This is a genomic window from Sulfitobacter sp. L-8, from assembly GCF_056859255.1.
Genome location: NZ_JBSXOD010000035.1, coordinates 1 through 18,378 on the forward strand (window position 1 = coordinate 1; position 18,378 = coordinate 18,378).

The following is an 18,378-nucleotide window of genomic DNA, read 5'->3' on the forward strand; positions in this document are numbered from 1 at the left end:
CAGCGCCGACGACGTTCAAACCCCAGTATCTCACCCCGCATCGCCGACCCCCACCTAAGACACGTCGCTAACGACGTCGTTAAGCCCGTCTCTTAGCAAATCATCAGGAAATCAGGCAGGTGGTCCCAACGGAGTGGTTACCATACAACGCGTCACGCCCGGCCAGAGGCAGCCCCGAGGCCGGGGCCGCGGCTCTGGGCGGTCTTAGCGGCGTGCGCCCAGTTCCCCGTCCAGCGTGAACAGGCGATCCGTTTCGGATGCCGGTTTGATCGTCAACGTACCGATACCGGTCATGTTTTCAAACTGGCCGGTGCCGCTGACCAGCTCCCAATAGCCATAATCGGTCAGACGGGGCTTTTCCTCTTCCTTGATGAACACGGCGCGCACGGTGAACTTGATATTGGCGATATCGCCGTTTTCGGCGGTGAATTGCAGATATCCATGCGGGTCGCCGTCTTTGGGTGGGTTGATGTCATGCCAGCCGAACTCTGACACTGACGCACCGGCCAGCGCACTTGTTCCTTCGGATTTGCCTTCGCGGCGCACCATGAGAACAAAGTGTTTGCTTCCATCGCCAAAGTCCATGCGAATGGTTTCTTGCGGTACCATGACCGCTTTGACGGAAACAGGTTCGGCCACGGCCGCCGTGAGCGTCGCAAGTCCGAAAAGACTGCTTACAACCAGTGTTTTAAACATTTGATCTCCCTGGGAAATGACCAGCGTAGGAAGCTACGCTGATGAAATCATTCCCATCATACAGAATGATCTGTGTGACCGACCGGCCAAGTCAACTTACCGTCGCTTGAGAGAGATAACCATTGTGTGTGTTTCATTTCAGTCAGTTACGGGGGCGTCCGCCGATGGCGGTTTTGCAGGCACGGGTGCAGGCGGGAGCCACATATATTTTATGTGTAAAATATTTTCACTTGAAGTAAATCGAGACTCAGCTTAGCGTTCCGGTATCAGGGGAGGGAAGTGATGCGCGCGATATGCTTGGGCGGAGGGCCAGCGGGGCTATATTTTGCGATCTCCCTGAAGCTGCGCCAGCCAGAAGCGCAAGTCACCGTTATTGAGCGTAACAAGCCCGACGACACCTTCGGTTGGGGTGTGGTTCTGTCTGACGAGACATTGGACAATCTGGCGCAGAACGATCCCGAGAGCGCCAATGAGATCCGCAGCCAATTTGCCTATTGGGACGACATCGCGCTGCACCACCACGGGCAGGTCATTCGGTCTTCGGGGCATGGATTTTGCGGAATAGGTCGCAAGACACTGCTGTTGATCTTGCAGGACCGGGCGCGCGGTTTGGGCGTCGACTTGCAATTCGAAACCGAAGCAAGGCCGGCCTCGGACTACATGGCCGATTATGATCTTGTCGTTGCCTGTGACGGGTTGAACTCCAAGACCCGGATCGAATTCGAACAGACCTTCAAGCCGGACATAGATGTTCGAAAATGCCCGTTTGTCTGGATGGGGACGCACCAGAAATTCGATGACGCGTTCACCTTTATCTTTGAAAAGACCGAACACGGTTGGATCTGGGTGCACGCCTATCAGTTTGACGACGACACCGCCACGTTCATCGTGGAATGTTCGCAAAAGACCTTTGATGCCTTCGGGTTCGGCTCGATGAGCCAGCAAGACTCCCTTGCGATCTGCGAAGAAATATTCAGCGATCATTTGGACGGCCACAAGCTGATGACCAATGCCAGCCATATCCGTGGTTCGGCCTGGATCAGGTTCCCCCGCGTTCTGTGCGAAAACTGGAGCCACCGTAATGTCGTTCTGCTGGGTGACGCATCGGCCACGGCACATTTTTCGATAGGGTCGGGGACCAAGCTGGCACTGGAATCCGCAATCAGCTTGGCCAACCATGTGACCCAGGATGCCGATCTGGAAACCGCCTTCGCGAAATACGAAGATGCCCGACGGCTCGAGGTGTTGCGCCTGCAATCTGCGGCGCGAAATTCGGTGGAATGGTTCGAGAATGTCGAACGCTATCTGGATCTTGATCCGGTTCAGTTGAATTATTCGATGCTGACCCGGTCCCAGCGGATAAGCCATGAAAACCTGCGTGCACGTGACCCTGACTGGCTGGCCGGTGCCGAGGCATGGTTCATGGGGCAGGCTGGCGTAACTGACGTGCACGACGCCCGTGCACCGATGTTCGCGCCGTTCAGGCTGCGCGAGATGGCCCTGAAAAATCGCGTCGTGGTATCCCCGATGGCGCAATACAAAGCCGTTGATGGTACACCTACGGATTGGCATTTTGTTCACTATGCCGAACGTGCCAAGGGCGGTGCGGGGCTGGTTTATACCGAAATGACATGTGTTTCTGCTGACGGCAGGATTACGCCCGGCTGTCCCGGTCTTTATGCGCCAGAACATCAGACCGCGTGGCGACGGCTGACGGATTTTGTACATGCCGAAACCGACGCAAAAATCTGCTGCCAGATTGGCCACGCCGGGCGCAAAGGGTCGACCCAGGTCGGCTGGGAGATTATGGACGCGCCGCTGCCGGATGGTAACTGGCCATTGATATCGGCCTCGGCGGTGCCTTGGTCCGTGAACAACGACATGCCCAGGGCCATGACCCGCACCCAGATGGACGAGGTCAAGGATCAGTTCGTGGCCGCCGCAGAAATGGCGCATCGCGCAGGGTTCGACATGATCGAATTGCATGCCGCGCACGGGTATCTGATATCGTCGTTCATATCGCCGGTATCGAACCTGCGCGACGACGCATATGGAGGCAGCCTGGCCAATCGGATGCGCTATCCTCTCGAAGTGTTTTCAGCCATGCGGGCGGCCTGGCCCGAGGCCAAGCCCATGTCGGTGCGCATATCCGCGCATGACTGGGTCGGAGACCTGGGCATTACGCCCGATGATGCCGTGCAGATTGCACGGATGTTCGACGCGGCCGGTGCCGATATTATCGACGTGTCGGCGGGCCAGACATCAGGCGAGGCGCAACCGGTCTATGGGCGGATGTTCCAGACACCGTTTTCCGATCGTATCCGCAACGAAAGCGGTATCAGAACCATGGCAGTGGGCAATATCTATGAGGCCGATCACGTCAATTCCATCTTGATGGCGGGACGCGCCGACTTGGTCTGTGTGGCGCGTGCACACCTTGCGGACCCGTACTGGACCCTGCATCAGGCTGCGGCCATTGGCGACCGTCAAGCCGCGTGGCCAAAACCTTACGAGGCAGGGCGCGACCAATTGTGGCGGCTCGCCGACCGTGCTGCCGAACAACCGGGGACAGTGTGATGACGCATGTGGTAATCACCGGGGGCGGCTCAGGCGTTGGCGCTCGGATCGCCGGCAAAGTGGCCGCGACCGGCGCGCAGGTTACCATCATGGGGCGGCGCGAAGCGCCGCTGGCGGCGCAGGGGCTGCCGTATCTCGTGTGCGACGTAACCGACGCCAAAGCGGTCGGGGCGGCCTTTGACGCGGCCGTGGAACAGCGCGGCCCGGTCACCGGGGTCGTTGCCAATGCGGGTGCAGCGCATTCGGCCCCCTTCGAGAGGACGACAGCGCAGGATCTTTCGGACTTGATGGCGGTCAATGTGACAGGTGTCTTCAATGTCTGGCAAGCGGCGGTCGCGGGCATGAAAACTGCGGGCCGCGGGCGTCTTGTCGTTGTGGCGTCAACCGCCGGGCTCAAGGGCTACCCCTACGTGGCTGGGTATGTTGCGGCAAAGCATGGCGTTGTCGGACTGACACGCGCATTGGCGCTGGAACTGGCCAGCACCGGTATCACCGTAAATGCGATCTGCCCCGGTTTCATCGACACCCCGCTGTTGGAGCGATCGGTTGAAACGATCACTGCCCATACCGGAAAAACCTCTAGAGAGGCCCGCGGGATCCTGAAGCGCGCCAGTCCCCAGAACCGCTTTGTCACCACCGACGAGGTTGCAGCCGCCGCTCTATATCTGTTGTCGGATGCGGCAGGAGCGGTCAACGGCCATACCCTGAGCCTGTCCGGAGGCGAGATATGACCGGAAGCGAAGGTGCCAAGGATCGGTTGCGGCTGTGGCTGCGACTGTTACGCCTGACGCGCCATGTCGATGCGCATTTGCGCGATCGTTTGCGGGTTGAATTCAAGACCACCCTGCCGCGTTTCGACGTGATGGCGGCCCTGTCGCGCCATCCCGAAGGGTTGAAGATGAGCCAGCTTTCCGGGGTGTTGCGCGTGTCGAACGGCAATGTCACCGGGATAGCCGACCGGCTGGCCGAAGAAGGGTTGGTGGAACGGGTTCCGGTGCCGCGAGACCGCCGTGCCATGACCCTGCGCCTGACTGCCGACGGAGAAAGCGAATTCGCAGCGCAGGCAAAAGCCCACGAGGGCTGGATCAACGCCATGCTTGGCGGGATCAGCGCCGCCGACGCACGCGCGATGGCGGCACAGTTGATTATAGTGGCGCAGGCCGCTGAAAATAAGGAAGCTTTGGATGACCCAACAAATGCGTGACGACGTGAAGCATTTTCTGTGCGAGATCGACAATGGCATCGCCACGGTCCGTCTGGACCGCCCCGACCGCAAGAATCCGTTGACCTTTGAAAGCTATGCCGAACTGCGCGACTGGTTTCGTGACCTGGTCTATGCCGACGACGTGGACGTCGTGATTTTTGGGTCCAACGGTGGCAATTTCAGTTCAGGGGGGGATGTGCATGATATCATCGGTCCACTGACCCGCATGAGCATGAAGGACATGCTGCGCTTTACCCGGATGACCGGCGATCTTGTCAAGGCGATGATAAACTGCGGCAAGCCGGTGATTGCGGCGGTGGATGGTATCTGTGTCGGAGCAGGGGCGATCATCGCCATGGCCTCGGACCTGCGGATCGCCACACCCCAAGCCAAGACGGCGTTTCTGTTTACCCGTGTCGGACTGGCGGGATGCGACATGGGGGCCTGCGCGATCTTGCCCAGGATTATCGGACAGACCCGCGCGGCGGAATTGCTGTACACGGGCCGGTCGATGACCGCGGAGGAAGGGGAACGCTGGGGTTTTTTCAACCGGCTGGTCCCCGAGGGCACGCTTGAGGCGGAGGCGCTGGCGCTGGCCCAACAGATCCAGACCGGGCCGAACTTTGCCCATATGATGACCAAGACGATGTTGGCGCAGGAATGGTCGATGTCGATCGAACAGGCGATCGAGGCCGAGGCCCAGGCGCAGGCGATCTGTATGCAGACCGGCGACTTTGAGAGGGCATACGCGGCATTCGTCGCAAAGCGGCGTCCGGTTTTCGAGGGGAATTGAACCTCGAGCGGCGGGGGGGGATTGAGTGCGGGAGCCTCCGGCGGGAGTTTATCCGGCAAAATGAAAAAGAGGCGCGTTGAAATGTCTGATCGAAGTTTTCTGGACTGGCCATTTTTTGAAGATCGGCACCGTGTGTTGACCGACGAACTGGATGGCTGGGCGGCCGCGACCTTGGGCAGTCTGGATCACAGTGACGTGGATGCGGCCTGCCGGTGGTTGGTCCGCAGACTGGGAGAGGCCGGCTGGTTGCGGCACTCCGGAGCAGAGGCCGGGGCGACGCTGGACGTGCGCAGCCTGTGTTTGATCCGAGAAACGCTGGCGCGGCATGATGGGTTGGCGGATTTCAGCTTTGCGATGCAAGGGCTCGGGACCGGTGCGTTAAGTCTGTTCGGCACGGTTGAGCAACAACAGGCCTGGTTGCCGGACACCCGTGCCGGAAAGGCGATTTCAGCCTTCGCTTTGACCGAGCCACAATCGGGGTCCGATGTAGCCAATTCTACCATGACCGCGACTCGTGATGGCGACGACTTCGTGTTGAACGGCGAGAAGACGTGGATATCCAATGGCGGCATTGCCGATGTGTATACGCTGTTTGCCCGTACCGGAGAGGCACCGGGGGCGCGGGGCTTGTCGGCATTCATCGTGCCCGCAGGAGCGCCGGGTTTCGATATCACCGAACGGTTGCAAGTCATGGCACCGCATCCATTGGCGACGTTACGGTTTACCGATTGCCGGGTGCCTGCGACCGCTTTGATCGGGAAGCCCGGTCAGGGGTTCGCGATAGCGATGTCGGTCCTGGATGTTTTCCGATCCACCGTCGCGGCGGCGGCACTGGGATTTGCACGCCGCGCCCTCGACGAAGCGGTGGTGCGGGTCAGGGAGCGACACGTGCAGGGAAGGCCGCTGGCGGATTTGCAGATGGTGCAAGGTCACATCGCCGATATGGCGGTCGAAGTGGATGCGTCGGCGCTGCTGGTCTACCGGGCGGCATGGTTGAAGGATCAGGGGGCCGCACGGGTCACCCGAGAGGCCGCGATGGCCAAACTGTTCGCCACGGACCATGCCCAAGGCGTGATAGACAGGGCGGTTCAGCTTTTCGGCGGAGATGGCGTGCGCCGGGGTATGGTGGTCGAAAGCCTGTACCGCGAGATACGCGCCTTGCGGATCTACGAGGGGGCGTCCGACGTGCAGCGCGTTGTCATTGCGCGGCAGACCTTGGGCGCGGTGTAGGAGAGAGAGACATGCAACCTTCCGGACATACCGATAGCTTTGCCCGTGATAACCTGCCGGCCCCTGGGACTTGGCCGGAGCTGTTGTTGGACGGTTTCAGCTATCCTAACCGGTTGAACGTCGGGGTGGAACTGACCGATGCGATGGTTGACCGGGGGTATGGTGACCGCATTGCCTTGATCGGTAACGGTCGTCGACGCACCTATAAGGAACTGGCCGATTGGACCAACAGGTTGGCCCGCGCGATGGTAGAAAATCTGGGGCTGAAGCCGGGCAATCGGGTTTTGATCCGGTCTGCGAACAACCCGGCGATGGTGGCTTGTTGGTTGGCGGCCACAAAAGCGGGCGCGGTCGTTGTGAATTCAATGCCGATGTTGCGCGCCGGAGAGCTTGCCGCGTTGGTCAACAAGGCTGAAATCAGCCATGCGTTGTGCGACACCCGACTGATGGACGAAATGACCGCCTGTGCAAAGACCTCGCGGTTCCTCAAGTCGGTGGTGGGGTTTGACGGGACCAGCAACCATGACGCAGAGCTGGACCGACTGGCGCTGGAGAAACCGGTGAGCTACGAGGCGGTCGATACGGCCCAGGACGATGTGGCCCTGTTGGGGTTTACGTCCGGTACCACGGGCACACCGAAAGCGACCATGCATTTTCATCGCGATTTGCTGATCATTGCCGACGGCTATGCGCGTGAAATCCTGCGGGTCGTCCCCGACGACGTTTTTGTCGGCTCGCCCCCATTGGCGTTTACCTTTGGGTTGGGGGGGCTGGCGATTTTCCCTCTACGGTTTGGGGCGGCTGCGACGCTGCTGGAAAACGCGTCCCCGCCAAATATGATCGAGATCATCGAGAAATACAAAGCCACGGTCTGTTTCACCGCGCCGACGGCCTATCGCGCGATGTTGGCAGCGATGGACCAGGGCGCGGATCTGTCGAGCTTGCGTGCAGCCGTCAGTGCCGGGGAAACCCTGCCGGCACCGGTGTTTGACGACTGGAAGCAGAAAACCGGCAAGCCGATGCTGGATGGTATCGGGGCAACCGAGATGCTGCATATCTTTATTTCGAACCGCTTTGACGATCACCGCGCCGCCTGTACGGGAAAACCGGTGACAGGGTATGAGGCCAAGATCGTCGATCAGCACGGGGCAGAGGTGCCGCGGGGGACTGTAGGGCGGCTTGCGGTGCGCGGGCCAACGGGGTGCAGGTATCTCGCTGATGACCGGCAGGCGGTATATGTCAAGGATGGATGGAACATCACCGGCGACAGCTTTAGCATGGATGCGGAAGGGTATCTGCACTTCGCGGCGCGCAACGACGACATGATCGTATCGGCCGGGTACAATATCGCGGGCCCCGAGGTCGAGGCGGCCTTGCTGTCGCATCCGATGGTTGTTGAATGCGCCGTGGTTGGCAAGCCCGATCCGCAACGTGGGACAATTGTGCAGGCCTTTGTGGTTCTGACTGAAGGGACCCCGAAAGATGCGAGCACGATCAAGCTGTTGCAGGATCATGTCAAGGCGAGCATCGCGCCTTACAAATACCCTCGGGACGTGCGGTTCATCGATGGCTTGCCCAAGACACCGACCGGCAAGATCCAGCGTTTCGCGCTGAGGGAAAAACCGTGACCGAGTTTGACAAGGCATCAGAAGGTGCCAAGCTGAATTTTTCCAGAGACATGTCCTATGGCGATTACCTGCACCTTGACGCGATCTTGTCTGCACAAAAGCCGCTGAGCGATGCGCATGACGAGATGCTGTTCATCGTGCAGCACCAGACCTCGGAATTGTGGATGCGGCTGGCGATCCACGAATTGCAGGCCGCGCGGCGGGTGATGCAGGCTGGCGATCAGGCAGCGGCGTTCAAGATGCTGGCCCGGGTGGCGCGAATATTTGAACAGTTGAACAGCGCGTGGGACGTGCTTCGCACCATGACGCCGAGCGAATATACTGCGTTCCGCCCCTCGCTTGGTAATTCGAGCGGCTTTCAATCGCACCAGTATCGTTTGGTCGAATATCTGCTTGGAAATCGAAACAAGGCGCTGATGCAGGTGCACGAACATCGACCCGATGCGCTGAAGGCGCTGCAAGACGAGCTGGGTCAGCCCAGCCTTTATCAGGTTGCGATTGGCCTGTTGTGCAAAGAGCTTGGCCACGCGAACCTGGCAGGCGACCCGTCCACGGACCCGTGGGTGACCAAGGCTGCCATCCAGGATCTGTGGCAACAGGTCTACGAAAATCCTGGAAAACACTGGGCGCTCTACGAGTTGGCAGAAAAGCTCGTCGATCTCGAAGATTACTTTCGTCGATGGCGTTTCAATCATGTGACCACGGTTGAACGGATCATTGGTTTCAAACGCGGTACAGGGGGTACCAACGGGGTGAGCTATCTGCGCAAAATGCTTGAGGTCGAACTTTTCCCGGAATTGTGGAACGTGAGAGGAACCCTTTAAGTGGCTGATATATTGAATAAATGCGCGTTTTATATACCTGACGGCGTTATCTATCTGGACGGCAATTCGCTTGGCCCGTTGCCGCGGGCGGTGCCGCTGCGTGTGCAGCAGATGTTGACCGATGAGTGGGGCAAGCTGCTGATTGGCGGGTGGAACAAGGCCAGTTGGATGGATCAGCCGATGCGGGTGGGCAATATGGTTGCGCGGATCATCGGGGGCGCTGAGGGATCGGTCGTGATGGGCGACACCTTGTCGATCAAGGTGTTTCAGGCAGTGTCATCCGCGCTGAAATTGCGCAGCGATCGGCGGGTGATTTTAAGCGATACCGGTAATTTCCCGTCGGATCTGTATATGGTCGAGGGACTGGTGAAACTGCTCGACCAAGGGTACGAGCTGCGCACGGTGGCACCCGAAGAGGTCACGCAGGCCATCGGAGATGACGTAGCCGTGGTAATGTTGACCGAGGTTGATTACCGTACGGGACGTAAACACGACATGAGAACGGTCACTCAGCAGGCGCAAGCAGCGGGCGCGATTATGGTGTGGGATCTTGCGCATTCGGCCGGCGCGGTGCCAGTAGATATGACCGGGTCGAACGCCGAATTCGCGGTTGGCTGTACCTACAAGTACCTCAACGGCGGCCCCGGCGCGCCGGGGTTCATTTATGTACGGCCCGATTTGGCGGATGCCGTCCAACCTGCGTTGGCTGGCTGGCTGGGGCATCGACAACCATTTGATTTTGAATTGAATTATGCACCGGGCAGCGGAATCGAACGCATGCGGGTCGGCACGCCTCCGGTTATCCAGTTAACGGCACTAGAGACCGCGATGGAGCTGTGGCAGGACGTGGACATGGATCGCCTGCGCGCCGCTTCGATCACCTTGCAGGAACAGTTCATCACAGAGATAGAGCGCGATGTACCCCAGTTGACCTTGGCGAGCCCGCGCGATCCGTCCATGCGGGGGTCGCAAGTGTCTTGGCAGTTCGATCACGGCTATGCGGCGATGCAAGCTGTCATCGACCGAGGTGTGATCGGTGATTTCCGAGCACCCGATATCATGCGCTTTGGATTTACGCCGCTGTACATCGACGGCGGCGACGTGTCCGCTGCGGTCAAGGTGATTTCCGACGTGATGAACAACGATTTGTGGGACGAGGACAAGTATAAGGTGAAATCCAGGGTAACCTAGGGACCTTTGCTTGACGCCCCCGTCACAAACGGCACTGTAAGATTTGTAAATCGGGCCCGCATCATGAGGTCCAAACACCAAGGGAGAGAGAAATGAAGATTAAATCACTTATCGCTGCGGTTTCCATCGCAGCACTGGGCAGCGGTGCTGCATGGGCAGACGCCCATTCAAGCAAGGTCAAGGTCGGCATGATCACGACCCTATCCGGCGGCGGTGCCGGGCTTGGCATTGATGTGCGCGACGGTTTTATGTTGGCGGCCAAAGGCAACGAAAATTTGGAACTGGTGATCGAAGATGATCAGCGCAAGCCGGATATTGCCGTACAATTGGCCGACAAGCTGATCCAGTCCGAGAAAGTGGATGTGCTCACTGGCATCATCTGGTCAAACCTGGCGATGGCTGTGGTTCCGGCTGCGACGGCGCAAGGAAAATTCTACTTGTCGCCGAATGCCGGACCCTCGGCGCTGGCCGGCAAGGGGTGCAGCCCGCTGTACTTCAACGTGGCTTGGCAAAATGACGCGTTCAACGAAGCCGCCGGGGCGTGGGCCAACGAAAACGGTATCAAGAAAGTGTTCTTGATCGCCCCTAACTATCCAGCCGGGCAGGATATGATCGCCGGCTTCAAACGGACGTACAAAGGCGATGTGGTCGAAGAGGTTTATACCAAGCTCGGCCAGACCGACTATGCCGCTGAGATTGCACAAATGAGAGCATCAGATGCTGATACTATCTATTTTTTCCTGCCTGGCGGCATGGGAATATCATTTATGAAACAATATGCGGGTTCTGGCGTTGACAAGGCAGTCATGGGCCCAGCCTTCAGTTTCGACCAGGGTATTCTGGGCGCTATCGGGGATGCGGCCCTGGGCGTCAAGAACACGTCGCATTGGTCCAAGGATATCGACAACGAGGCCAACAAGAAATTCGTCGCCGATTTCCAGGCTGAATACGGTCGCTTGCCGTCGCTATATGCAGCGCAGGGCTACGACACGGCTTTGCTGCTGCAAAGTGCCATGGGCAAGGCCGACGTAAAAGACGCGGCCGCGTTCCAAGCTGCCTTGGAAGAAGCTGATTTTGCGTCGGTTCGCGGAAAATTCGCGTTCGCGCCCAATCACCACCCGATCCAGGATATCTTCATGCGCGAAGTGGTCAAGGAAGGTGATGTGGTAACCAATAAAGTGATCGGTGTCGCATCTCCGGATCATCAGGATGTCTATGGCGCCGAGTGCAAGATGTAAGACAAGACGCTGTGCCCCTGAAAACGGGGCGCAGCGATCCTGTGAACTGTTACGCTGCATGAAAATGCCTGAGAAAGCCCCCATATGTCGTTGATATTGCTGATTGAACAGGTGCTGAACGGGATTCAGTTCGGGGTAATGCTTTTCCTGATGGCTGCCGGTTTGACGTTGATTTTCGGCGTCATGGGGTTGATTAACCTTGCCCATGGTTCGCTTTACATGGTCGGGGCGTTTGCCGCTGCCGCGGTCGCCGGGTGGACGGGGTCGTTTACGCTTGCGTTGATCGCGGCACTTGCCGCTGCCGCTGCCGCCGGCGCGCTGGTAGAGCTGTTGGTGATCCGCCGTCTTTACGACCGCGACCACCTGGATCAGGTCCTGGCGACTTTCGCGCTGATCCTGATCTTTTCGGAAGGTACCCGCTATATCTTTGGGTCTTTCCCCTTGTTCCTTGATATTCCCGCAGCTTTGTCGGGGCCGGTCCTGCTGCCCGGGGGCATTTTGTATCCGCTGTACCGGTTGGTGATCATCGCCGTTGGCCTTTTGGTTGCCGCCGGCCTGTTTGTTTTGATCGCGAAAACCCGTATCGGCATCCAGATAAGAGCAGGCGAAGCAGATCGCGAAATGATTGCAGCGCTCGGCGTCGATATCTCCAAGCTTTACACACTGGTGTTTGCCTTGGGTGCGGCGCTGGCCGGTTTGGCCGGTGCTTTGGTCGGGGCAATCCAGTCGGTGCAGGTGGGAATGGGAGAACCCGTTTTGATCCTTGCCTTCGTCGTCATTGTCATTGGCGGGATCGGATCGATCAAGGGGGCTTTGATCGGTGCGCTGCTTGTCGGATTAACAGACACGTTGGGCGGTGCCCTGCTTCCGACGCTTTTCGCGACCTTCATGGAGCCGTCTTCGGCCAACACCATTGGGTCAGCTGTGGCGTCGATGGCGATTTACATTCTGATGGCGGGTGTCTTGCTATTCAAACCCTCTGGCCTGTTCGGAGCGACGTAAAATGGCACGCGAACCCCTTATCAACATTATACTATTTGCATTGTTCCCCGTCACAGCGGGTGTTGCGATGGTGCTGGGCGAGCCGTTCATCATCACGCTGGTGACCAAGGCGGCGATCCTGGCTTTGGCAGGAGTCGGGTTGAATATCGCTCTGGGGCTTGGTGGGTTGGTCAGCTTTGGACATGCCGCGTTTTTCGGCATCGGTGGGTATGCGATGGGGGTTCTTGCCAGCCATGCCCAAAGTTATACGCCGATAATGGAAACCCCGATCCTGATCGAGGGGACCAAATCCATGTTGGTGATATGGGGGGTCGCGGTTGTGGCGGCTGCGTTGGCCGCTTTGCTCATCGGGGTTCTCAGCCTTCGTACCACCGGCGTGTATTTCATTATGATCACGCTCGCCTTTGGTCAGATGCTTTATTACTTTGCGATACCGTGGCCCGCCTATGGAGGTGAAGACGGGTTGTCGATTTACATTCGCAACGACTTTCCCGGTCTCAACACACTCGACCCGATCCAGTTTTTCGCAATCGCCTTCACGGTGCTTGCAGCGGTGCTGTTCATTGCCGGGCGTCTGGCCAAAGCACCGTTCGGGCTGGCGTTGTCTGCCGCTCGTCAAAATCCCGAACGTGTCGAAACTGTCGGAGTCGCGCCGTTTCGGCTGCGTCTGGTGGCGTTTATCATTTCGGGGGCGGTCACCGGTTTGGCAGGGGCGCTGTTTGCCGATCTTAACCGCTTTGTCAGCCCCACAATGTTCAGCTGGCAAACCAGCGGAGAGATCATGGTATTCGTCATTCTGGGCGGCGTGGGCCGATTGTTCGGGCCGGTCGCGGGGGCGGCTCTTTTCATCTTGCTGGAACATGTTTTGGGGGGTCTCAGCGATTTCTGGCACGTGTACCTCGGGCTGCTGCTGCTGTTGGTGGTGCTGTTCGCCCGTGGCGGATTGATCGGCACGCTTGCTGGCAAGGAGACAGCCCATGACTGAACCGCTGCTTGAAGTATCCCATCTGAAGAAGCGCTTTGGTGCACTGAAAGCCACGGATGACGTATCGCTTACGTTGATGCCCAACGAGATCCACGCCCTGATCGGCCCCAACGGCGCGGGCAAATCGACGCTGATCAAGCAGATTGCAGGCGGGCTGCGATCAGATAGTGGCACGGTCGAATTTGCGGGGCGGGATGTGACGGCCCTGGGCACTGTCGCACGGGCGCGGGCGGGGCTGGGGCGCACGTTTCAGATCTCGTCCCTGGCGATGGAATATACCGTTTTGCAAAATACCGTCTTGGGTGCCTTGGGGCGCGACGGACACGTGATGAGGTTTTTCCAGCCGGTCATGAAGAACCGCAAGCTGGTTGATCAGGGCATGGCTGCCCTGACGCGGGTCGGGATGGCGGATCTTGCCACCAAGCGCACCGCCGATCTGTCACACGGGCAGCGCCGTCTGCTTGAGGTCGCGGTGGCCCTGACGCTCGAGCCGAAGGTATTCCTGATGGACGAACCCATGGCCGGGCTGGGCGCGTCGGGGTCAAAACGATTGACTGGCTTTCTGCATACGCTGCGCGCAGAGGCCCCGATACTGCTGGTTGAACATGACATGGATGCGGTCTTTGCCTTGGCTGACCGCATCAGCGTGTTGGTTTACGGGCAAATCATCGCCACCGGCTCGGCCGACGAAATCCGCCGTGATCCATTGGTCCGCGAGGCCTATCTAGGGGCAGAGGACGCCGCATGAGTTTTCTGGATCTTCAAGGCATTACAGCATCATACGGGCCTTCGCAGGCGTTGTTCGGCGTTGATATCCAACTGGAGCGCGGCGAAGTCTGTGCCTTGATGGGCCGCAACGGTATGGGTAAATCGTCAACGATCAAGGTGATCTGCCGGATGCTGAAGCACAATGGCGGAACACTGCATTTCGACGGGCGCGATCTGGCCGCCTTGTCCAGTCATCGCGCGGCGCGTGCGGGCCTGGGGCTGGTACCAGAAGGGCGGCGCTGTTTTGCGCCCTTGACGGTACATGAAAATCTGATCGCCGCCGCCAGACCGGGGCGGTGGGACTTCGCAGCGGTTTGCGACCTGTTTCCACGGTTGGGTGAACGGCGTGACCAGCTTGCCGGATCTCTGTCCGGTGGCGAACAGCAGATGTTGGCGATCGGACGCGCCTTGATGACCAATCCGACTTTGCTGATGCTGGATGAAGCGACCGAAGGCTTGGCCCCGGTGGTGCGGCAAGAGATATGGGCCGCCGTCGCGCGATTGAAACGCGACAGTGGCCTGGCCTTGCTGGTGGTTGACAAGTCGCTTGCTGAATTGCGCCACGTTGCCGATCGCGCCGTCATTCTTGAACGCGGTCGGACAGTTTGGTCAGGCAAGATGGCGGCGGTGGATAACGCTATCGCAGATCAATACCTTGGTGTTTAACCGCCCGTACGAAAAGGAAAACCAATGTCTCATCAAGTGATCCAGCCCGAAGGGTGGGCCCCTGCAAAAGGCTATGCCAACGGCATGCTCAGCGCGGACGGGCACCTGTTCGTCGGTGGCCAAATCGGCTGGACTGCGCAGCAGAAGTTCGAAGCACATGATTTCATCGGGCAAATGAAGCAGGCATTGATGAATATTCGCGATGTGGTCGAAACCGCAGGCGGCACCCCCGACGACATCATGCGTCTGACTTGGTACGTAACGGACAAGGCTGAGTACCTTGCCGCACAGGCTGAGGTCGGGCGTGCTTACCGCGAGGTGATGGGACGGCATTTTCCCGCCATGGCCATGGTAGTTGTCGCGGGATTGATCGAGGATGAAGCCAAGGTCGAGATCGAGGCAACCGCAGTCATTGCAAAGCGCTAGCGGCGAAGGGCAGGGGCAACCCCCGCCGATATGGCAAACAGTATCGCGGCAGTGCTGACAATGCTCGGGCCGGTCGGGGTGTCGAAGGTAAAGGACGCCGCCAGCCCACCCAAGGCCGAAACGGTACCGATGATTGCCGCCATGATGGCCATGGTTTCCGGTGACCGTGAAAAGGGCCGGGCGGCTGCGGCGGGGATGATCAGCATGGCTGCGATCAGCAATGCGCCAACGACCTTCAAGGCCACGGCGACGGTCAGGGCGAGTGCGAGGGTCAAGAACAGTTGTTCGCGGCGCGGGTTTACGCCGCTGGCGGTGGCCAGATCGGGGTTGAGTGTGGCCGCGAGCAATGCCTGCCAGCGCCAGATCAACAAGGCGACCGAAGCCGCGGCACCGCCCCAGATGATCAACAGGTCCGTTTTCGTCACCGCCAGAATTTCGCCAAACAGGTAAGCGCTTAGGTCAACACGTTGGTTCGGCAGCAGTGACACCGCAACCAGACCGATCGCCAAGGCTCCGTGCGCCATCACCCCCAGCAAGGCATCGGTACTGACGCTGCGCCCGTTCAATCCGCTGACGATCAACGCCATCGCAAGGGACACAAGCAAGACGCCACCGAACACCGGCAGCTCAAGAGACAGTGCCAGCGCCACCCCGAGCAATGCCGCATGTGCGGTCGCATCGCCGAAATACGCCATACGTCGCCAGACGACAAAACACCCCAAGGGTGCCGCGGCCAGCGCTACCCCTATACCTGCCAGACCCGCGCGGATTAAGAAGTCATCCAGCATCGTGAGCCTCGTGTTTATGGTGATGATCATGATCATGGTCGTGTGAATGGGTATGCTCGTGACGGTAAAGGGCAAGCGCCCCTTGGGTGCCTGTGCCGAACAATGCGCGGTACTCTGGCGCGTCCGCGACGATTTCGGGCGTACCTTCGCAGCACACATGACCGTTCAGGCACAACACACGATCCGATGCGGCCATGACAACATGCAGATCGTGGCTGACCATCAGCACCGCGCATCCCATTTCGCTGCGCACGTCTTCAATTTGGCGGTAGAACGCAGCCGAACCGGGTTGATCCAGTCCTTGCGTCGCCTCGTCGAGGATCAGAATATCGGGTTTATCCAGCAGTGCACGCGCTAGCAATACGCGCTGGAACTGGCCTCCGGATAGATCGGCCATCTGTTTTCTGGCAAGGTCGGTCACCCCTGCCTGGGTCAGCGCCGTGGCAACGACGGCACCGGTTTTACGCCTTGGCAAATTCAGAAAACCCCGCACGGTCAGGGGAAGAGTAGCGTCAATTTGCAGTTTTTGCGGCACATATCCGATGCGCAATTCGGGTGCGCGGGTCACGCTGCCGCTGGTGGGTTTAAGCGCGCCGATCAGGACTCGAAGCAAGCTTGACTTGCCTGATCCGTTCGGACCGACGATTGTGACGATCTCACCTGCTTCGATGGCAATGTTGACGTCTTCCAACACCATCTGGCCATTAAGACGCAGGGTAAGATTATGGGTGGAAATCAGGCTCAAGAGGCCGCGTCCTGAGCTTGGCAAGCGGGACACAGCCCCTGCGCCTCGACGACGGTGTGTTCGATATGGAAACCGGCGGCCCGTGCGGCATCCCCCAAGCGGCCCTGGGTCATCGCCGTATCGCTTTCGGCCACTGATTGACAGCTGCGGCAGATCAGGAATGCGGGCGTATGGTCAGCCCCCAGATGAGTGCATGCAATATAGGCGTTGAGCGCTTCGATCCGGTGGGCAAATCCTGCCTTGACCAAAAAATCCAGCGCCCGGTACGCGATAGGGGGCTGAGCCCCCAGACCTTCGGCTGAAAGCTGCGCCAGTATATCGTAGGCTCCAAGTGCCCGATGTTCCGCCAGAAGCAGCTCGAGAACGCGACGACGTACCGGCGTGAGGCGCAGGTCGAAAGCAGCGCAGCGGGCCTCTGCGGCAGATATCGCGCTGTTTACACAATCGCTGTGATCGTGGGCTTTGAATCCAAGGTCAGACATTCCTGCGCCTCTCCGGTCAGTTTATGGCGTTCCGGTGTTGATATGTTATAACATCCACTATATCAATGTTATATTCATTTGCAAGAAGGGTGTTGGCGATGCGCGCTTGGTTATTTTCGATCTTTCTTATCTCGGGCACCGCGGCGCACGCCGACGTGCCCCGCGTCGCCACAGATATCGCACCTGTGCATTCATTGGTCGCGATGGTGATGGAAGGGGTGGGCACACCGGATCTGATTATCCCATCGGGTGCTACGCCGCACAGCTATGCCATGCGCCCCTCAGAGGCCCGCGCGCTTGCGCAGGCTGATATGGTGATATGGGTCGGCCCCGCGCTGACGCCGTGGCTGGCTGATCCGATCAAAAGCCTGGCACCGAACGCTCAATCAATCGAACTGATGGCGGTGGCAGGTACGCAATTGCTGGCAAACCGCACTGGGGTGGCCTTTGAGGCTGACACGCATGACGCGGTCGCCACGGGGGGTGCCGCGGACCAAGCGGTGCCATCGGCGCAGGCAGAGGCGGAAACCGCGCCCGCACATGCTGACGGTGATGTTCACGCCGCGGGCGGTTTTGACCCGCATGTCTGGCTGGACCCCGAAAACGCGAAACTATGGCTAGGCACCATTGCGAATGCCTTGTCAGCGCGCGATCAGGAAAACGCCGCAACTTATGCTGCGAATGCCGCCCAAGGGGCCACTCAATTGGATGAACTGCAAACACGGCTAGAGGCGCAACTTGCCCCCCTTCAGGGGCGTCCGTTCATCGTTTTCCACGACGCCTATCACTATTTCGAGGCGCGCTTTGGGGTCGAGGCGCGCGCCGCCATCTCTTTGAGCGACGGAGTCGCGCCGAGCGCGGCACGGATGGCCGAGGTCAAGAATGTCGTTGGACAAACCGGGGCAACCTGTGTGTTCACGGAACCGCAGTTCAACCCCGGGATCATCACTGCGCTGCAAACTCAAGCCACCTTGACCACAGCATCCATCGACCCGCTTGGGGCAAAATTACCCCAAGGTCCCGAATTGTATCCCGCCTTGATCGAGAGCGTCGGAACCGCATTCACGGCCTGTCTGACGCAGTAACCTTGGCTTACCCCATGTCGCTACGCCTCTGACACTGACGTTCTTGGCTG

Annotated in this window: 19 protein-coding genes; 15 read left to right on the plus strand and 4 right to left on the minus strand. The window is 59.1% G+C overall.

What is annotated here, in order from left to right; genetic code table 11:
* Positions 1-204: 204 nt before the first annotated feature.
* Positions 205-696, minus strand: coding sequence for a hypothetical protein (locus tag AC13DE_RS03540; RefSeq protein WP_483047076.1), 492 nt, complete (start codon positions 694-696; stop codon positions 205-207).
* A 282-nt stretch (positions 697-978) separates the two neighbouring features.
* On the opposite strand from AC13DE_RS03540, the gene AC13DE_RS03545 reads away from it, so the two are divergent.
* The 14 genes from AC13DE_RS03545 to AC13DE_RS03610 all read left to right on the plus strand — a co-directional run bounded on the left by AC13DE_RS03545 (position 979) and on the right by AC13DE_RS03610 (position 15,228).
* Positions 979-3,273, plus strand: coding sequence for a bifunctional salicylyl-CoA 5-hydroxylase/oxidoreductase (locus AC13DE_RS03545; protein WP_483047077.1), 2,295 nt, complete (start codon positions 979-981; stop codon positions 3,271-3,273).
* A complete protein-coding gene (locus tag AC13DE_RS03550; RefSeq protein ID WP_483047078.1) occupies positions 3,273-4,004 on the plus strand; it encodes an SDR family NAD(P)-dependent oxidoreductase in 732 nt (243 codons plus the stop codon). The genes AC13DE_RS03545 and AC13DE_RS03550 overlap by 1 nt, the downstream gene beginning before the upstream one ends.
* Complete coding sequence (locus AC13DE_RS03555; protein ID WP_446298238.1) at positions 4,001-4,477, plus strand: MarR family winged helix-turn-helix transcriptional regulator; 477 nt, start codon at positions 4,001-4,003, stop codon at positions 4,475-4,477. The genes AC13DE_RS03550 and AC13DE_RS03555 overlap by 4 nt, the downstream gene beginning before the upstream one ends.
* Positions 4,470-5,270, plus strand: a complete 801-nt coding sequence (locus tag AC13DE_RS03560) for an enoyl-CoA hydratase family protein (RefSeq protein WP_446298285.1) — start codon at positions 4,470-4,472, stop codon at positions 5,268-5,270. Before AC13DE_RS03555 ends, AC13DE_RS03560 begins: the two co-directional genes overlap by 8 nt.
* Before the next feature lie 81 nt (positions 5,271-5,351).
* A complete protein-coding gene (locus AC13DE_RS03565) occupies positions 5,352-6,500 on the plus strand; it encodes an acyl-CoA dehydrogenase family protein (RefSeq protein WP_483047079.1) in 1,149 nt (382 codons plus the stop codon).
* Between the two features lie 11 nt (positions 6,501-6,511).
* On the plus strand, positions 6,512-8,128 hold the full coding sequence (locus tag AC13DE_RS03570) for an AMP-binding protein (protein WP_483047080.1): 1,617 nt from the start codon (positions 6,512-6,514) through the stop codon (positions 8,126-8,128).
* Positions 8,129-8,178: 50 nt separating this feature from the next.
* Complete coding sequence (locus AC13DE_RS03575) at positions 8,179-8,952, plus strand: tryptophan 2,3-dioxygenase (protein ID WP_483047149.1); 774 nt, start codon at positions 8,179-8,181, stop codon at positions 8,950-8,952.
* Positions 8,953-10,143, plus strand: a complete 1,191-nt coding sequence (gene kynU / locus AC13DE_RS03580; protein ID WP_483047081.1) for a kynureninase — start codon at positions 8,953-8,955, stop codon at positions 10,141-10,143. It begins immediately after the preceding gene.
* A 92-nt stretch (positions 10,144-10,235) separates the two neighbouring features.
* The gene (locus AC13DE_RS03585) at positions 10,236-11,381 is read left to right on the plus strand and encodes an ABC transporter substrate-binding protein (RefSeq protein ID WP_483047082.1); all 1,146 of its coding nucleotides are present in this window, start codon (positions 10,236-10,238) and stop codon (positions 11,379-11,381) included.
* 84 nt (positions 11,382-11,465) lie between these two features.
* Positions 11,466-12,383, plus strand: a complete 918-nt coding sequence (locus tag AC13DE_RS03590) for a branched-chain amino acid ABC transporter permease (RefSeq protein ID WP_446298243.1) — start codon at positions 11,466-11,468, stop codon at positions 12,381-12,383.
* A gap of 1 nt (position 12,384) precedes the next feature.
* Positions 12,385-13,368, plus strand: a complete 984-nt coding sequence (locus AC13DE_RS03595) for a branched-chain amino acid ABC transporter permease (RefSeq protein WP_483047083.1) — start codon at positions 12,385-12,387, stop codon at positions 13,366-13,368.
* On the plus strand, positions 13,361-14,116 hold the full coding sequence (locus tag AC13DE_RS03600; RefSeq protein WP_483047084.1) for an ABC transporter ATP-binding protein: 756 nt from the start codon (positions 13,361-13,363) through the stop codon (positions 14,114-14,116). Before AC13DE_RS03595 ends, AC13DE_RS03600 begins: the two co-directional genes overlap by 8 nt.
* The gene (locus AC13DE_RS03605; protein WP_446313843.1) at positions 14,113-14,802 is read left to right on the plus strand and encodes an ABC transporter ATP-binding protein; all 690 of its coding nucleotides are present in this window, start codon (positions 14,113-14,115) and stop codon (positions 14,800-14,802) included. The genes AC13DE_RS03600 and AC13DE_RS03605 overlap by 4 nt, the downstream gene beginning before the upstream one ends.
* Before the next feature lie 24 nt (positions 14,803-14,826).
* Positions 14,827-15,228, plus strand: a complete 402-nt coding sequence (locus tag AC13DE_RS03610; protein ID WP_446313842.1) for a RidA family protein — start codon at positions 14,827-14,829, stop codon at positions 15,226-15,228.
* On the opposite strand, the gene AC13DE_RS03615 is transcribed toward AC13DE_RS03610, so the two are convergent.
* Genes AC13DE_RS03615 through AC13DE_RS03625 form a run of 3 tightly spaced genes read right to left on the minus strand, consistent with a single transcriptional unit; the run spans position 15,225 to position 17,243 of the window.
* Entirely contained in the window at positions 15,225-16,016 is a 792-nt protein-coding gene (locus AC13DE_RS03615; RefSeq protein WP_446313841.1) for an iron chelate uptake ABC transporter family permease subunit, read from the minus strand. The genes AC13DE_RS03610 and AC13DE_RS03615 overlap by 4 nt on opposite strands.
* On the minus strand, positions 16,006-16,761 hold the full coding sequence (locus AC13DE_RS03620; protein WP_483047085.1) for a metal ABC transporter ATP-binding protein: 756 nt from the start codon (positions 16,759-16,761) through the stop codon (positions 16,006-16,008). Before AC13DE_RS03620 ends, AC13DE_RS03615 begins: the two co-directional genes overlap by 11 nt.
* Entirely contained in the window at positions 16,758-17,243 is a 486-nt protein-coding gene (locus AC13DE_RS03625; RefSeq protein WP_446298250.1) for a transcriptional repressor, read from the minus strand. The genes AC13DE_RS03620 and AC13DE_RS03625 overlap by 4 nt, the downstream gene beginning before the upstream one ends.
* A 98-nt stretch (positions 17,244-17,341) precedes the next feature.
* On the opposite strand from AC13DE_RS03625, the gene AC13DE_RS03630 reads away from it, so the two are divergent.
* Positions 17,342-18,328, plus strand: coding sequence for a zinc ABC transporter substrate-binding protein (locus tag AC13DE_RS03630; protein ID WP_483047086.1), 987 nt, complete (start codon positions 17,342-17,344; stop codon positions 18,326-18,328).
* Positions 18,329-18,378: the final 50 nt, after the last annotated feature.

What these genes read in the sequence shown, in the direction of transcription:
- AC13DE_RS03565 (WP_483047079.1), top strand. Translation starts at nt 5,352, where the DNA reads ATGTCTGATCGAAGTTTTCTGGACTGGCCATTTTTTGAAGATCGGCAC.
- AC13DE_RS03615 (WP_446313841.1), bottom strand. Translation starts at nt 16,016, where the DNA reads ATGCTGGATGACTTCTTAATCCGCGCGGGTCTGGCAGGTATAGGGGTA.
- AC13DE_RS03570 (WP_483047080.1), top strand. Translation starts at nt 6,512, where the DNA reads ATGCAACCTTCCGGACATACCGATAGCTTTGCCCGTGATAACCTGCCG.
- AC13DE_RS03590 (WP_446298243.1), top strand. Translation starts at nt 11,466, where the DNA reads ATGTCGTTGATATTGCTGATTGAACAGGTGCTGAACGGGATTCAGTTC.
- AC13DE_RS03625 (WP_446298250.1), bottom strand. Translation starts at nt 17,243, where the DNA reads ATGTCTGACCTTGGATTCAAAGCCCACGATCACAGCGATTGTGTAAAC.
- AC13DE_RS03560 (WP_446298285.1), top strand. Translation starts at nt 4,470, where the DNA reads ATGCGTGACGACGTGAAGCATTTTCTGTGCGAGATCGACAATGGCATC.
- AC13DE_RS03540 (WP_483047076.1), bottom strand. Translation starts at nt 696, where the DNA reads ATGTTTAAAACACTGGTTGTAAGCAGTCTTTTCGGACTTGCGACGCTC.
- AC13DE_RS03550 (WP_483047078.1), top strand. Translation starts at nt 3,273, where the DNA reads ATGACGCATGTGGTAATCACCGGGGGCGGCTCAGGCGTTGGCGCTCGG.
- AC13DE_RS03595 (WP_483047083.1), top strand. Translation starts at nt 12,385, where the DNA reads ATGGCACGCGAACCCCTTATCAACATTATACTATTTGCATTGTTCCCC.
- AC13DE_RS03575 (WP_483047149.1), top strand. Translation starts at nt 8,179, where the DNA reads ATGTCCTATGGCGATTACCTGCACCTTGACGCGATCTTGTCTGCACAA.
- AC13DE_RS03610 (WP_446313842.1), top strand. Translation starts at nt 14,827, where the DNA reads ATGTCTCATCAAGTGATCCAGCCCGAAGGGTGGGCCCCTGCAAAAGGC.
- AC13DE_RS03545 (WP_483047077.1), top strand. Translation starts at nt 979, where the DNA reads ATGCGCGCGATATGCTTGGGCGGAGGGCCAGCGGGGCTATATTTTGCG.
- AC13DE_RS03630 (WP_483047086.1), top strand. Translation starts at nt 17,342, where the DNA reads ATGCGCGCTTGGTTATTTTCGATCTTTCTTATCTCGGGCACCGCGGCG.
- AC13DE_RS03600 (WP_483047084.1), top strand. Translation starts at nt 13,361, where the DNA reads ATGACTGAACCGCTGCTTGAAGTATCCCATCTGAAGAAGCGCTTTGGT.
- AC13DE_RS03605 (WP_446313843.1), top strand. Translation starts at nt 14,113, where the DNA reads ATGAGTTTTCTGGATCTTCAAGGCATTACAGCATCATACGGGCCTTCG.
- AC13DE_RS03555 (WP_446298238.1), top strand. Translation starts at nt 4,001, where the DNA reads ATGACCGGAAGCGAAGGTGCCAAGGATCGGTTGCGGCTGTGGCTGCGA.
- AC13DE_RS03585 (WP_483047082.1), top strand. Translation starts at nt 10,236, where the DNA reads ATGAAGATTAAATCACTTATCGCTGCGGTTTCCATCGCAGCACTGGGC.